Annotated in this window: 13 protein-coding genes; 8 read left to right on the top strand and 5 right to left on the bottom strand. The window is 66.3% G+C overall.

Features of this window, described 5'->3' with window-relative positions:
* The first annotated feature begins 7 nt into the window (after positions 1 to 7).
* Both IEV93_RS15345 and IEV93_RS15340 read left to right on the top strand, forming a co-directional pair.
* The gene (locus IEV93_RS15345; RefSeq protein ID WP_188490856.1) at positions 8 to 1,171 is read left to right on the top strand and encodes a phosphotransferase family protein; all 1,164 of its coding nucleotides are present in this window, start codon (positions 8 to 10) and stop codon (positions 1,169 to 1,171) included.
* Between the two features lie 49 nt (positions 1,172 to 1,220).
* Positions 1,221 to 2,360, top strand: a complete 1,140-nt coding sequence (locus tag IEV93_RS15340; protein ID WP_188490855.1) for an Rv3169 family protein — start codon at positions 1,221 to 1,223, stop codon at positions 2,358 to 2,360.
* 110 nt (positions 2,361 to 2,470) lie between these two features.
* On the opposite strand, the gene IEV93_RS15335 is transcribed toward IEV93_RS15340, so the two are convergent.
* The gene (locus tag IEV93_RS15335) at positions 2,471 to 3,772 is read right to left on the bottom strand and encodes an HNH endonuclease (RefSeq protein ID WP_188490854.1); all 1,302 of its coding nucleotides are present in this window, start codon (positions 3,770 to 3,772) and stop codon (positions 2,471 to 2,473) included.
* 245 nt (positions 3,773 to 4,017) lie between these two features.
* Here IEV93_RS15335 and IEV93_RS15330 point away from each other — a divergent pair, with 245 nt between their 5' ends.
* Together IEV93_RS15330 and IEV93_RS15325 are read left to right on the top strand one after the other, a co-directional pair.
* Positions 4,018 to 5,370 carry an aspartate aminotransferase family protein gene (locus IEV93_RS15330; protein ID WP_188490853.1) on the top strand — a complete coding sequence of 451 codons (1,353 nt, stop codon included), beginning with the start codon at positions 4,018 to 4,020 and terminating at the stop codon, positions 5,368 to 5,370.
* 97 nt (positions 5,371 to 5,467) lie between these two features.
* A complete protein-coding gene (locus IEV93_RS15325; RefSeq protein ID WP_188490852.1) occupies positions 5,468 to 5,716 on the top strand; it encodes a hypothetical protein in 249 nt (82 codons plus the stop codon).
* 14 nt (positions 5,717 to 5,730) lie between these two features.
* On the opposite strand, the gene galK is transcribed toward IEV93_RS15325, so the two are convergent.
* Genes galK through IEV93_RS15310 form a run of 3 tightly spaced genes read right to left on the bottom strand, consistent with a single transcriptional unit; the run spans position 5,731 to position 8,746 of the window.
* Positions 5,731 to 6,825, bottom strand: a complete 1,095-nt coding sequence (galK, locus tag IEV93_RS15320; protein ID WP_188490851.1) for a galactokinase — start codon at positions 6,823 to 6,825, stop codon at positions 5,731 to 5,733.
* Entirely contained in the window at positions 6,822 to 7,946 is a 1,125-nt protein-coding gene (galT, locus tag IEV93_RS15315) for a galactose-1-phosphate uridylyltransferase (protein ID WP_188490850.1), read from the bottom strand. The genes galK and galT overlap by 4 nt, the downstream gene beginning before the upstream one ends.
* Entirely contained in the window at positions 7,943 to 8,746 is an 804-nt protein-coding gene (locus IEV93_RS15310) for a DeoR/GlpR family DNA-binding transcription regulator (RefSeq protein WP_188490849.1), read from the bottom strand. The genes galT and IEV93_RS15310 overlap by 4 nt, the downstream gene beginning before the upstream one ends.
* A gap of 129 nt (positions 8,747 to 8,875) precedes the next feature.
* On the opposite strand from IEV93_RS15310, the gene IEV93_RS15305 reads away from it, so the two are divergent.
* From IEV93_RS15305 to IEV93_RS15290, 4 genes are read left to right on the top strand one after another with little or no spacing between them, the layout of a single operon-like run.
* The gene (locus IEV93_RS15305; RefSeq protein WP_188490848.1) at positions 8,876 to 10,579 is read left to right on the top strand and encodes a sodium:solute symporter family protein; all 1,704 of its coding nucleotides are present in this window, start codon (positions 8,876 to 8,878) and stop codon (positions 10,577 to 10,579) included.
* Between the two features lie 24 nt (positions 10,580 to 10,603).
* Positions 10,604 to 10,930, top strand: coding sequence for a hypothetical protein (locus IEV93_RS15300; protein WP_188490847.1), 327 nt, complete (start codon positions 10,604 to 10,606; stop codon positions 10,928 to 10,930).
* A gap of 47 nt (positions 10,931 to 10,977) precedes the next feature.
* Positions 10,978 to 11,553 (top strand): TetR/AcrR family transcriptional regulator, encoded by a 576-nt coding sequence (locus IEV93_RS15295; RefSeq protein WP_188490846.1) that lies wholly within the window; start codon positions 10,978 to 10,980, stop codon positions 11,551 to 11,553.
* The gene (locus tag IEV93_RS15290) at positions 11,550 to 12,092 is read left to right on the top strand and encodes a hypothetical protein (RefSeq protein ID WP_229705215.1); all 543 of its coding nucleotides are present in this window, start codon (positions 11,550 to 11,552) and stop codon (positions 12,090 to 12,092) included. The genes IEV93_RS15295 and IEV93_RS15290 overlap by 4 nt, the downstream gene beginning before the upstream one ends.
* On the opposite strand, the gene IEV93_RS15285 is transcribed toward IEV93_RS15290, so the two are convergent.
* Entirely contained in the window at positions 12,034 to 13,038 is a 1,005-nt protein-coding gene (locus IEV93_RS15285) for an AF_0692 family protein (RefSeq protein WP_188490845.1), read from the bottom strand. The genes IEV93_RS15290 and IEV93_RS15285 overlap by 59 nt on opposite strands.
* Positions 13,039 to 13,121: the final 83 nt, after the last annotated feature.

Genomic DNA, 13,121 nt, shown 5'->3' with positions numbered 1-13,121 from the left:
ATCGCCTATGGCTGAGGGTATCTCGCCTGCCGAGCAGCGTCATGGTGCCGACGCGGGCCACGGTGACGTCGCGCGCCCCACGGAGTCGCAACGCGATCCGGTGATGCTGCGTGACCGGCTCGGGGTCTGGTTGCAGGAGGTGCAGGGCGCCGACGCGGTGATCGAGGACCTGCAGATCCCGTCGGCGAACGGCATGTCCAGCGAGACCCTCCTGTTCGATGCCCGGTGGTCCGGGCAGGTCCACCGACTCGTCGCCCGGGTCGCGCCGCTGGCGGAGTCCGACCCGGTGTTCGCGACCTATGACCTCGACCGCCAGTACGCGGTGATGAGGCGCGTCTCCGAGACCACCGAGGTCCCCGTGCCCACCCTGTTCTGGTCGGAACCCGATCCGGGCCCGCTCGGGTCGCCGTTCTTCGTGATGGCACGGATCGACGGCGTCATCCCTCCCGATGTCATGCCCTACACCTTCGGTTCGTGGGTGACCGAGGCGAGCGACGACGACCGTGCGGTGCTCGAACGCAGCGCGGTGGAGACAATCGCGGCAATCCACGCGACACCGGTGGACGGCGATCTGCTCGAGGCGCCCGCCGAGGGAGAGACGCCGCTGCGTGCACACGTCCGACGACTCCGGACCTTCTACGAGTGGGCCTGCGACGGGCACCCGCGCTCGCCGCTGATCGAGCGGGCCTTCCGGTGGATCGACGACAACGTCCCGGTCGAGTCCGACCCGGCCCTGTCGTGGGGAGACGCGCGTATCGGCAACATCGTCTTCGGCGAATTCCGGCCGGTGGCCGTACTGGACTGGGAGATGGCCTGTCTCGGTCCGCGCGAACTGGATCTCGGGTGGGCGATCTTCCTGCACCGCTTCTTCCAGGACATCACCGAGATGGCGGGGCTACCGGGACTCCCGGACTTCCTCAGACCGGCGAGAGTCACCGAGATCTACCGGGAGGCAACCGGATACGAGGTCCGAGATCTGGACTTCTACATCACCTACGCGTCGATCATTCACGCGGTCATCATGTATCGCATCCAGATCCGTGCGATCACGTTCGGTCACGCCACCGTCCCCGATGACCCCGACGACATGATCATGCACCGTGCCACGGTGGACGCGTTGATCGCCGGGACCTACTGGACCGACAAGAACCTCGGGAGCAGCGGATCGTGAGATCGGCACCACGAACAACACTGACACCGACCCCGGGGGCGAGCAGTCGATGACCCTGTCGAGCATGGATGACTACCCCGTCCACCAGGTCGCCGAGGTGATTCGCCACCCGGGAACCTCCGATCGCAACTTCTACGACCGTTACTACTTCAACTGTCACGGTGGCGATCCCACCCTGCCCTGGTTGATCGTGGGTTTCGGCGTCTATCCGAACCTGGGCGTCACCGACTGTTTCGCGGTCCTGCGACATGGCGGCGACCACCGTGTGTTCCGCGCGTCACGCGCCCTCGGTGCCGAGCGATCCGACCTCGCCGTCGGGCCGTTCCGCATCGAGATCGAGCAGGGCCTGGAACGACTCCGACTGGTCCTCGACGACGACAACACGGGCATGTCGTTCGACCTGACGTTCACCGGGATCAGTCCGGCGACATTGGAGGCCCGACATTTCCAGCGTCGTCTCGACCGGGTCTTCATCGACACGATGCGTTTCGTGCAGACCGGCTCCTGGTCGGGCAGCCTGACTGTTGCCGACGAGACCTTCGACGTCACTCCGGACATCTGGCGCGGCAACCGGGATCGCTCCTGGGGTGTGCGACCTGTCGGCGAGCCCGAACCACCCGGTCGTGCGGTGACCGAGACGCACGGGTCGTTCTTCTGGATCTATGCCGTGATCGCGTGCCGCGACCACTCCATCGTCGTTCTGCTGCAGGAGACCTCCACCGGCGAGCGGGTGGTCGACCAGACCCAAAGGATCTGGCATGACCGGGACCGGCCCGCCGAATGGCTCGGTCGGGCGGAGCACACCATCACGTTCCGGCCCGGCACGCGCGAACCGGCCTCCGCCAGGCTCGTCTTCACCCGTCCCGGGGGCTCCGTGACCACCGTCGAGTGTGTACCCCAGCTGGCCAACTTCCTGGGATTCGGAACGGGTTACGGGTTGGAACAGGACTGGCGGCACGGGATGTGGCAAGGCGAGCTCGAAGTACAGAACAGCCACACGCTCGTCAGCGATCTCGACGACACCATGAAACTGTTCTGCCCGATCGACCATCTCACCGAGTTCACGGTCAGCGACGGCGCCGAATCGGAGCGCCACGGCGCCGAACACGCCCGAGGGTTGTTCGAATTCGCGGTCATCGGTCCGCATGAGCAGTACGGCTTCACCGACTACACCGACGTTGCAGACTGACGTCGAGACACGAGCTGCTCGACCCCACACTGTGAAGTTGTCAAAGAGCTGATGCGGTCCCGCGGGGCGGGTGCATGTATTCGGGTGGTCTGTTCCGCGGGTTCGGCCGGTCAGGCGGCGACGGGGTCGTCGAGTCGCAGGGTTCGTCGGTTGTAGGCGGGTAGTGGTCGTCGTTGTGGGTCGACGGACGCGGGTGGGATGAGCCAGGGGTGACGGTCCGCCCCCATGACGATGTCCCAGCCGGCATGGTGGACGGCGGCGTGACAGGACCGGCAGAGCAGGCAACCGTTGTCGACGGTGGTGGGTCCGCCGTCTGCGAAGTAAATGATGTGGTGGACGTCGCACCAGGAGGCGGGTGCTCCGCATTTGATGCAACCGCGGTCCCGCTGCAGCACGACCTTGCGGGCGGCTCCGGTGAACAATCGTTCCGGTGCGGTGACCGAGACCGGTGCTCCGTTGAGGTCGAGGCCGACGCCCGCCAGACGTGCATCACACGACACGAGTTTCGCCGACAGGTCGCTGATGGGGCCCATCCACGACAACCACGCCGGCCCGGCGGTGCCGGAGGCCGCGTCGGCGTCGACAGGGATGGTCAGCAGCACCTCGGTTCGTGGTGGCCCGTGCGACGCGTCCGGTGAGAGGCCACGGCTACCGCACTCGAGAAGCTGAGAGAACGCGTCGGCCCGCCGACGCGTGGCCGTTCGTGGATCGTCGGAGCCGTCGGGTTCCGGGCGTGGGCGTGATGCGGTGTCGAGTGTGGTGATGAACCGTTCGGCAGTCAGTGCGTCGAGGTCGAATTCACCCCGGAGACGCCCGTCGTCGCCTGTTCGCCAGGCCAGCTCGTTGACGGTCGAATCCTCTGCCGGAGGCAACCGGTCCGGATCGTCGCCATCGCCGGGGGCAGCGACGGTCATCTCGATCGCGACCGCGCGCGCCCGTTCGACGATCTCCGCGGGTGCTGCCCCGGCGACCGCCTGGCCGATCAGACTGCCCTCCAACCCGCCGATCGCCTCGGAATCGACCGTCTCGCCGGTGCGGCGCACGACGTGCTCGACACCTCGCGCGACCGCATCGAGATGCTCCGCCGACACCGATGCGTCGCGACTGTGCCGCGCCACCCGCGTCAACACCTGCATCGCCCGGCCCAGTCGGATGACCCGTGCCGCGACCGCAGGTGCCATCCCGTTCGCACACAACAACTCCCGCAGCGACATACCGGATCGCTTCGCGGTGCCCACGCGCTCGGCCTGCGCGCTCAACCGCGCCAACACATCGTCAGCCACCGCCCGCAGTGCGACCGCACCCCGGATCGCAGCCACGATCTCGTCATCGACATCGCCGACAACCGTTTCTCTACAACCGTATTCATCGACCACCGCGTTGGCGATGTCGGTAAGCGTTCCCCCACTCATGCTTCCATCGTACACATGTTCGATCAAAGGGCAATGATTGATTTCAGTGAATGTTGTTGAACATGACCGTATTTCGAGAGAACTCAACGGAGGGTGCGACAGGCTACGCGAGACGTCCGACATCTGAGCTGACATCGCGAGAGTTGTCCACAGCCAAGGATGAGTACTTTGCGACATGCCGATCGTGTGAGTCGCAGGCCTGATCGAGGGCGTCGGCTGCGTCGATCGCCGCTTGAATCGAGCTCATGGGAACGAAGGCCGTAGAGGTCGTCGCAGAGATCGTCGCCGACTACGAACGCCGCACCCCCGCCTCGCATGCTCTGTTCCATCGTGCCCGCCGGAGCCTGGTCAGTGGTACCACCGGCAACCTTCGTCATTTCGATCCGTACCCGCTCTACTTCGACTCCGGCGAGGGCGTTCACGTCACCGACGCAGACGGGCACCGATACCTCGACTGTTTTCTGGGCAACGGACCACTCTTGTTGGGGCACAATCACCCCGAGGTGATGGACTCGATTGCTCGGCACCTCCGCAGGGGACTGCTCCTGGTGAACCCGTCGTTGGCGGCGGACGTCGCCGAACGCGTGATGGACGCCGTGCCGTGTGCTGAGTCGGTCCGCTTTTTGAACTCCGGCTCCGAGGCCACGATGACCGCGGTGCGATGTGCCCGGGCGTACACCGGGCGGCCGGTGGTGGTGAAGTTCTTCGGGCATTATCACGGTCAGGACGACCAGTTCCTGGTCGGTGTGGGGCCGACCCGCGCGGCGATGGGAGCCGGGGTGTCGGACGCTGCGGTCGCCGACACACGCACGGTCTCGTTCCGAGACCTCGCTTCCCTCGGGTCGACTCTCGCCCGACGAGATGTCGCCGCGGTGATCCTCGACCCGGCGATGCACGTCGGTGGCCTGTGGGGGAGTGACCACGCCCATCTCAGCGCAATCCGCGATCTCTGCGGTCGGCACGGAACGGTGCTGATCTTCGACGAGGTGATCACCGGATTCCGTCTGGCCAGAGGCGGCGCGCAGGAGTTCTATTCGGTGGTCCCGGATCTCGCCGTGTTCGCCAAGGCGCTCAGCGCAGGCGAGAAGCTGTCCGCGGTGGCCGGCCGCGCCGAGATCCTGGAGGTGACCGCGCCAGACCCGTCCGGCCGTCGAGCGCAGGTGTTCCAATCCGGGACCACCAATGACGGCACCGTCGCCTTGGCCGCCGCCGACGCCGCGCTTCAGGTCTACCGCACGATGGATGTGCGCGGTGGTGCCTATGCAGCAGTGGAGGGACTCGCGAACCGGCTTGCCGACGGACTCATACGGGTCTTCGCCGACCACCAGATCCCGCTGCACGTCAACCACATCGGCTCGATGCTGCAGTTGTTCGTCACCGACGCGGTACCCGACTTCGAGACATACGCGTCCCTCGACATGACGCTCGTCGAGTCGTTCTACCTCGCGATGATCAGCGAGGGGATCCTGTTGAGCCTGCCCGGCTCGAACCATGTGTACCTGTCGCTGCTGCACGACGACACCCACATCGATGCGATCCTCGAGGCCGCCGAGCAGGTCCTGACACGCTACGACCTGGCCCGGGTGACTCCAGGCTGACGACTTCGCAGACGGTGTCCGCGGTCGTGCGACCATGGTTGCGAACATGTATTCGTTCTCGCGGTCTCCGATCGAGCCGCCCCACGATCGGGGAACCATGCGCGATGACGATCTCCCCATCGACCACGGCATGAGACCGGTCGACCGAGTGGATGTCGACCGCCGCAGATGGTGGCTCGATCCGGAGGTGTGGTTGCTCGAACTGGCCAACTTCGCAGTCCTGTTCGGCGTGTGGGTCGTGCACGACGCGTTTGCGATCAGCCTGTGGGTCACCGTGCCCGTCGGCTTTGCGCTCATCCTGCTGATCGATGCGCGGGTGCGCCGTATCGCCCGCAGAGCGCCGTAGTCAGCGCGGCACGTCTACAGGGCGGAACGCACCATGGCGCCGTCGCCCGCGCGCGCGACAAAGGCTCGCGGTCGCGGGAACCCCGCCGCGACGACGTCGGCGGTGACCGCGTCGATCATGGCGGCCGCGCGAGCCGACTTCACGAGTGCGATCACGCACCCCCCGAAACCGCCGCCGGTCATCCGTGCGCCCACGGCGCCCGCGCGCACGGCCGACTCCACCATCAGATCGATCCCGGGCGTGGTGATCTCGAAGTCGTCGCGCATCGACGAGTGGGATCCGATCATCGCCGCGCCCACGCGGGAATGGTCTTGAACGCGTAGCGCCGCGCACGCGTCGAGCACCCGTTGATTCTCGGTGACGACGTGTCGGGCGCGCCGACGATCGGTGGGATCGCTGATCGCGCTCAGATCAGTGATGTCGGTGATGGCTCGCAGCGACTCGACTCCGAGCGCGGCGGCCGCACGTTCACACGACGCCCTGCGCTGTGCGTATTCGCCCCCTGCGTGCCCGTGTGACGACAACGAGTCCAGCACCACGAGCGTCATCCCGGCCGGATCGAGTTGAAAGGGAACGGGTGTGACGTGGAGGGACTCGAAGTCGATCAGGAGTGCGTGGTCGACCCGGCCGTGCAGTGACGCCAGCTGATCCAGCAGTCCCGTCGGTGCACCGACGAAGTCGTTCTCCGCGCGCTGGGCCGCCCGCGCCCAAGCCAATCGGTCGAGAGTGATGTCGGCGGCTGCCGCCAGGGCGCCGATGGCCGCGCATTCCAGGGCTGCCGACGACGACAGACCTGCCCCGACCGGCACGTCACTGCGGATCGTCATCCGCCCGCCGGGCACGGCGATCCCGTTCTCCCGCAACGCCCACACGACGCCTGCGACGTAGGACGACCACCCCGTGACCTCTCCCGGCCTGGGTGAGGTGCTCACGGTGGCCGTGCCGTGGTCGTGCGCGTCGATGTCGATCGCGGTCGACCCGTCCGGGGTGAACTCGACCTCGGTGCGTTGCTCAAGGGCGATCGGCAGGGCGAAACCACCGTTGTAGTCGGTGTGTTCGCCCAGGAGGTTGACCCGGCCCGGTGCCGAACACACCACCGTGGCGGTCATCGTCGGCTCGCGGGGTCGACGTCGCGCAGCCGTGCTGCGATGCTCTCCGGCGTGACGTCGGTGATGAACGCGTCCATGGCGGACTCCGATCCGGCGAGGAATTTGAGCTTGGTGGCACTGCGCCGCACGGACATCAACTCGATGTGGAAAAAGCCCTCCTGCTGTGCAGGATCCGACGAGTACTGGTGCAGCGCGGAGATGTACGGAAGCTGTGTGGGGTACAGCGAGTCGAACCGGGTGAGTACATCGAGGTAGACCGCGGTCAGCGAGTCGAGTTCGTCGTCGTCGAGGTCGGTGAGGTTGTTTACCTGCCGATTCGGATAGATGTGGACCTCTACGGGCCACCGCGCGGCGAACGGCACGAACGCGGTGGTGAGCTCGTCGCCGGTCACGATGCGGCTGATCTGCGAGCGTTCGGAGGCCAGTATGTCGGCGAAGAGGTTGGTGTCGTGGTCGCGGCGGTGGGCGTCGGCCCGATCGAGCATCGAGCGCGTGCGAGGCGTGAGGTAGGGGTACGCGTAGATCTGACCGTGCGGATGGGTGAGGGTCACGCCGATGTCCTCGCCGCGGTTCTCGAAGCAGAACACCTGGGCTACCTCGGGTAGGGCCAGCAGTGATCGGGTGCGGTGGCGCCACGCGTCGACCACCAGACGTGCGTGGGCGTGGTTCAGCGACGCGAACGACGCGTCGTGGTCGCTGGAGAACGAGATGACCTCGCATCGGCCGTACCCGTCGGCTGCGACCGGCTGCCCGTCGAGGGGCTGCGGCAGAACGAAATCCGAGTCCGGCCGCGCGCCGGACAGACTCGGGAACCGGTTCTCGAACACGACGACGTCGTAATCGGCCGCGGGTACCTCGCTGACCGCGCCGGTGGCCGACGGACAGAGGGGGCACTGGTCCGCCGGCGGCTTGTAGGTGCGGTCCTGTCGGAGTGCGGCCACCGCCACCCAGTCGCCGGTGGCCCGATCGAAGCGGACCTCCGACGCGAGCTGTGCGCGATCGGGGAGGGGACGGATGTCGGGTCGGGGATCGGGCTGGTGTCCCGGCAGCGCGAAGAACAAGATCTCGCGTCCGTCGGCCAGCGAGGCGCGCACCGGTTCCGGTCCGTCGGTCTCCCTCACGGACGCGTCCGATCGTGGTCGACGGGTGCGACGCGCAGGTCGCAGATGTGGCCGGACAGCTCGGTGCGCGCAGGCTCGGTCAACGCGACGTCGGTGACCAGGGTGTCCACGCGACTCAGCGGAGCGATGACGTTCGCGCCCACCTCCAGGTACTTCGTGTGGTCGGCGAGTACGACCAGGCTGCGACCGATGTCGACGAGCCGGCGGTTGGTCTGGGCTTCGGCGATGTTCGGGGTGGTGAGTCCCGCCTCGGGATCCACCCCGTGCACACCCAGGAAGCTGACGTCGACGCGAAAGGTCGACAGTGCGGCGTCGGCGATCGGTCCGACCAACGCGTCCGACGGTGTCCGCGAGCCGCCGGTGAGGAACACCTCAGGGGTGCTCGACGACTGTGGACGCTGCGGATCGGTGAGCTCCTGGAAGATCGAGATCGAGTTCGTGACAACGGTGATCGAGGTGCGTTCGGTGAGGAGACGAGCCAACTCGAGGGTGGTGGTACCCGCGCTTATCGCCACGGTCATGCCGTTCTCGACCAGTTCGAGCGCGGTGTGCGCGATCGCGACCTTCTCGGTCCGCTGCTGGGTCGCCTTGATCGCCGACCACGGTTCTTCGCCGCGGTTGTGCCGTGACACCGCGCCGCCGTGCACCTTGTGCAGGGCCTCCCGGTCGTCGAGGGTGTCCAGGTCGCGCCGAACGGTCATCTCCGACACCCCGAGTTCGGCTGCGAGAGAGGCGACCCGAACCGTGCCGTCCCGTTGGAGGGCATCGAGGATCCGGCGGCGGCGCTCGACGGCGAGCATCAACACCTCCTGAATCGGGTGGTCGGTTGTCGAACAGTATCAAACATCGGCGGTGTTGCTAATTGTTCGAAAATGTGTGAGGTTGTCTGAGCTAGTGACCCAGCTCACCGCCAACAAAGGAGTTGTCGAATGAACCTCGCGTCGGGCAATGTGCTCCGCCTCGATGCCGGAGCTCTGGACTACGTGTTCATCGCGCTCTACTTCGTGTTCGTGCTGGGGATCGGATATCTCGCACGCAGTCAGATCTCGTCGAGCCTCGACTTCTTCCTGTCCGGCCGACGGCTCCCGGCCTGGGTCACCGGAATCGCTTTCGTCTCGGCCAATCTCGGTGCGGTCGAGATCATGGGCATGTCCGCCAACGGTGCGCAGATCGGCCTGGCGACGATGCACTACTACTGGATCGGCGCCATCCCCGCGATGCTGTTCCTCGGCGTCGTGATGATGCCGTTCTACTACGGCTCCAAGGTGCGCAGCGTCCCCGAGTTCATGCGTCGGCGTTTCGGTACCGGCGCGCACCTGGTCAACGCGATCAGCTTCGCAGTGGCCCAGGTGCTCATCGCCGGCGTCAACCTCTACCTCCTGGCCACCGTCGTCAACGTGATCCTGGGCTGGAGCCAATGGGTCTCGCTCATCGCAGCGGCGGCGATCGTGCTCACCTACACCGCGCTCGGTGGCCTGTCCGCCGCGATCTACAACGAGGTGTTGCAGTTCTTCGTCATCCTCGCGGCGTTGGTGCCGCTGACCGTGATCGGCCTGATCAAGGTCGGTGGCTGGAACGGGATGAAGGAGAAGATCGTCGCCACCACCACCGACGGCAAGGTGACAGCCACGGTGGGCGATCAGATGTCGTCGTGGCCGGGAAATGCGCTGAGTGGCTTCGACAGTCCGGTCTGGTCGGTGATCGGCATCGTGTTCGGACTCGGCTTCGTGCTGTCCTTCGGCTACTGGACCACCAACTTCGTCGAGGTGCAGCGCGCCATGGCGTCGAAGTCGATGTCGGCCTCGCGACGCGCCCCCATCATCGGCGCCATCCCGAAGATGTTCATCCCGTTCGTCGTGGTGGTGCCCGGCATGATCTGCGCGGCGGTCGTCGGCGACATGATCTCGCTGAAGAACGGGCCCAACGCCGGTGGCGTCACCTACAACGACGCGATGTTGCTGATGATCCGCGACATCCTGCCCAACGGCCTGCTCGGTGTGGCCGTGGCCGGACTGATCGCGTCGTTCATGGCCGGTATGGCGGCCAACATCTCGGCGTTCAACACCGTGTTCAGTTACGACATCTGGCAGCAGTACATCGTGAAGAACAAGCCCGACAACTACTACATCGGCGTCGGCCGTCTCGCCACGGTCCGCGCGACGATCCTGGCGATCTTCACCGCGTTGATCGCGTCGGGTTACTCGAACCTGATGGACTATCTGCAGACCCTGTTCGGGTTCTTCAACGCACCGCTGTTCGCCACGTTCCTGTTGGGCATGTTCTGGAAGAAGATGACACCCACGGCCGGCTGGATGGGGCTGGTCGCCGGAACCCTCTCCGCGGTCACCGTTTTCATCCTGTCTGAGGTCGGGGTGATCAACCTGCCGGGGCAGGGTATGCCGTTCGTGGCGGCGTCGGCGGCGTTCGTCGTCGACATCGCGGTCAGCGTGTCCGTCAGCATGGTGACCACTGCGAAGCCGGTCGCCGCGCTGGTCGGCCTCGTCTACTCAGAGACACCGAAGTCGCACTTCACCGATCCCGAGGACGCGAACAACCCGTGGTTCAAGCGGCCGGTGCCGCTGGCCGGCGTGGGCCTGGTGCTCGTCCTCGCTCTCAACCTCGTCTTCCACTGACGCCTCACGAGATCAGGAGTCCTCATGATCACCCCCGACACCACGCCCGGCGCCTCGCGTAAGACGCGAATCCTGGCCCGGCTGTTCGACATCCGGAACATCATCGCCGCCCTCATCGGGATCTACGGCATCCTGCTGGTTCTCGCCGGGTTGATGCCCGACGCCTTCGGCACCCGTGAACACCAACCCCGCGACGCGAACCGGGTCGACATGGCCGCGGGAACCGACGCCAACACCTGGGTGGGTCTGATCATGGTGGCGGTCGCCGCCGTGTTCGTGATCTGGGCACTGTGGCGGCCACTGGTTTCCGACGCCGACGCAGACGGAGAGCAGAAGGCGACGATGTCGTAGTCGATGCGCCCTTTACGCTACTGTCGGTAGCGTATACGGTTCGTCTCATGGCGCCAGCTCGTGGACGACCCAGGTCGACGACCATCGACTCCGCGGTGCGCGACGCCGTGATGGCCGCGCTGGCGCACCACGGATACGCGGCGATGACCGTCGACGGCGTGGCTCGAGACGCGGGGGTCGCGAAGACGGCGATCTATCGCCGGTGGCCGTCGAAGGCCGAGATGGTCTTCGCATCGGCCATTCACGGGTCCGAGATCGCCGCACCGGCGGATCGCGGGGATCTGCGAGGCGAGGTGACCGCGCTGGTCGAGCGCATCGTCGAACTCATCGCGGCGCCCGCGGTGCGTGGGTGTCTCCCTGCTCTCCTCGCCGATCTCCGCGCGAATCCCCAGATCGCCGAACGGTTCCGGACGTCGGTGATCGTGCCCGAACGCGCTGTCGTGACGACGATCGTGACGCGGGCGGCACGGCGCGGTGAGTTGCGCGACGGGGTCGACCCGGACGATGTGCACGCCCACGTGCTCGGCATGGTCTTCGCGTGGGTCCATCTCATCGACGACCGCACCACGGAAGACTTCACCCGTAGAACGGTTCGATCCGTGTTGGCCGCGATGGAGGCATGACGATGACGACCCTGCAGGACCTCATCTCCGAGGCGGATTTCCGCGAACATCACCGCCGGCGGATTCCCGCGCCGGCCGATGACGTGTGGGCTGCCCTGATCGCGCTCGACGCTGGTCAGCTGCGCATCACCCGTGCGCTGATGGCCATCCGCCACCCCCGATCGAAGGAATGGACGAAGACACGAAACCTGTTCAGCGACGGCCCCATCCGGATTCTCGAGACCGACCAGCCGTGGTACGCGGTCGGGGCCGCCATCATGGCGCCAGGGCGACCGCGCACCCCTCGACCGGTGATCGACTCGCTCGCCGAGTTCGCATCCTTTGACACCCACGGGTGGACGAAGGTGCTCACCGACTTCCGGCTCCGTGAGGTCGACGGCGGAACCGAACTGTCCACCGAGACCCGCGGGTGTTCAACCGACGCGGGATCCCGGTGGCGGTTCGCGGCCTACTGGGCGGTGATCCGGTGGGGCAGTGGCCTCATACGGCGGGACATGCTTGCGACGGTGTCGCGGATCGCGCTGGAGCAGCAATCGTGATCCGCCGTGCGATCACCGCCAGGATGACCACCGAGGCGAAGGCGTACAGCACGTAACTCGCCACGGCGGTGATCAGTTCGGCCGTGCTGTGTCCGTAGCCCGCGAAGAAGGCGCGCCAGGTATAGGTCAGCACGAGACCGGCGGCGACGGCGAACCGATGCGTCTCAGTCCAACCGGTCGACCGCGACCACCAGGAGATCGCCGCGGCCAGTGTGACGAGCGAGACGACCATCCCGGGAACCGCGATCCACGCGTTGTCGGTGTGGCCGGTGACCTGGAACGCCCCCGCGCAGATCATGGTGGCGGCGCCGACGATCCACGGGGCCGGTACATTCCGGTCCGGTGTCATAGCCGACGAGCGTCGGGTCAGGGTCACGGCCAGGATGACGAGCGCGATCACGATCACCGCCGTCGTGGCGAGTTGCGTCGGAGATGCGACGAAGTGCCCGTACAGCCTGTGGTTGGAGGCAAAGGTCACTGCTGCGCCGGCGACGAGAAGCACTCCCACACCCGCCATCGCGCGGTTGCTCAGCCACGGTGTGGTCCGCCGCTGCGGCTGTGCGCTCTCGATCAAGGCAATGGGCGCGGCGACGCTCCAGAGCACATGGAGGGTCAGGACGAAAATGGTCCAGGGCACGCCGATACCCAGTGCCGCGATGTGACCGGGGTCCAGCAGGCGTTGATCGGCGTAGTTCGGGTTGAACAACGACATCGTCAGCAGTCCTTCCTCCGCGACACCGAACGCGAGGCCGAGCAACAGGATCGTCGGCCGGCCGCGACCGAGCCTGCGGGTCACCTCGCGGATCAGCACTGCGCCGGCGCCGTACCAGAGGGACAGCGGCAGGATCAGCGGCAGCATGTACACCGGGAAGTCACCGAGGAAGAACTCGGCGATCAACGGGGCCAGGAAGAACAGTCCGACAACGGGGTTGCGCAGAAATCTCATGTCGTCGACTGTGGTCGCGATGCGGGCCGAGCGACAGTGACACCTGTCATGGATCGAGTGGTGCAGGTGTCACACGGTGACCA

Origin of the sequence: Williamsia phyllosphaerae (genome assembly GCF_014635305.1) — a bacterium.
In the GTDB taxonomy this organism is placed as follows: Bacteria; Actinomycetota; Actinomycetes; order Mycobacteriales; family Mycobacteriaceae; genus Williamsia_A; species Williamsia_A phyllosphaerae.
Note: the sequence above shows the minus strand (reverse complement) of the source record. Positions and strands in the feature narration are given on the sequence as shown.

Excerpts from the sequence above, each read along its gene's own strand:
- IEV93_RS15335 (WP_188490854.1), bottom strand. The coding sequence starts at position 3,772 with ATGAGTGGGGGAACGCTTACCGACATCGCCAACGCGGTGGTCGATGAA.
- IEV93_RS15345 (WP_188490856.1), top strand. The coding sequence starts at position 8 with ATGGCTGAGGGTATCTCGCCTGCCGAGCAGCGTCATGGTGCCGACGCG.
- galK (WP_188490851.1), bottom strand. The coding sequence starts at position 6,825 with ATGACCGCCACGGTGGTGTGTTCGGCACCGGGCCGGGTCAACCTCCTG.
- IEV93_RS15310 (WP_188490849.1), bottom strand. The coding sequence starts at position 8,746 with ATGCTCGCCGTCGAGCGCCGCCGCCGGATCCTCGATGCCCTCCAACGG.
- IEV93_RS15295 (WP_188490846.1), top strand. The coding sequence starts at position 10,978 with ATGGCGCCAGCTCGTGGACGACCCAGGTCGACGACCATCGACTCCGCG.
- IEV93_RS15285 (WP_188490845.1), bottom strand. The coding sequence starts at position 13,038 with ATGAGATTTCTGCGCAACCCCGTTGTCGGACTGTTCTTCCTGGCCCCG.
- IEV93_RS15305 (WP_188490848.1), top strand. The coding sequence starts at position 8,876 with ATGAACCTCGCGTCGGGCAATGTGCTCCGCCTCGATGCCGGAGCTCTG.
- IEV93_RS15340 (WP_188490855.1), top strand. The coding sequence starts at position 1,221 with ATGACCCTGTCGAGCATGGATGACTACCCCGTCCACCAGGTCGCCGAG.
- IEV93_RS15330 (WP_188490853.1), top strand. The coding sequence starts at position 4,018 with ATGGGAACGAAGGCCGTAGAGGTCGTCGCAGAGATCGTCGCCGACTAC.
- IEV93_RS15300 (WP_188490847.1), top strand. The coding sequence starts at position 10,604 with ATGATCACCCCCGACACCACGCCCGGCGCCTCGCGTAAGACGCGAATC.
- IEV93_RS15290 (WP_229705215.1), top strand. The coding sequence starts at position 11,550 with ATGACGATGACGACCCTGCAGGACCTCATCTCCGAGGCGGATTTCCGC.
- IEV93_RS15325 (WP_188490852.1), top strand. The coding sequence starts at position 5,468 with ATGCGCGATGACGATCTCCCCATCGACCACGGCATGAGACCGGTCGAC.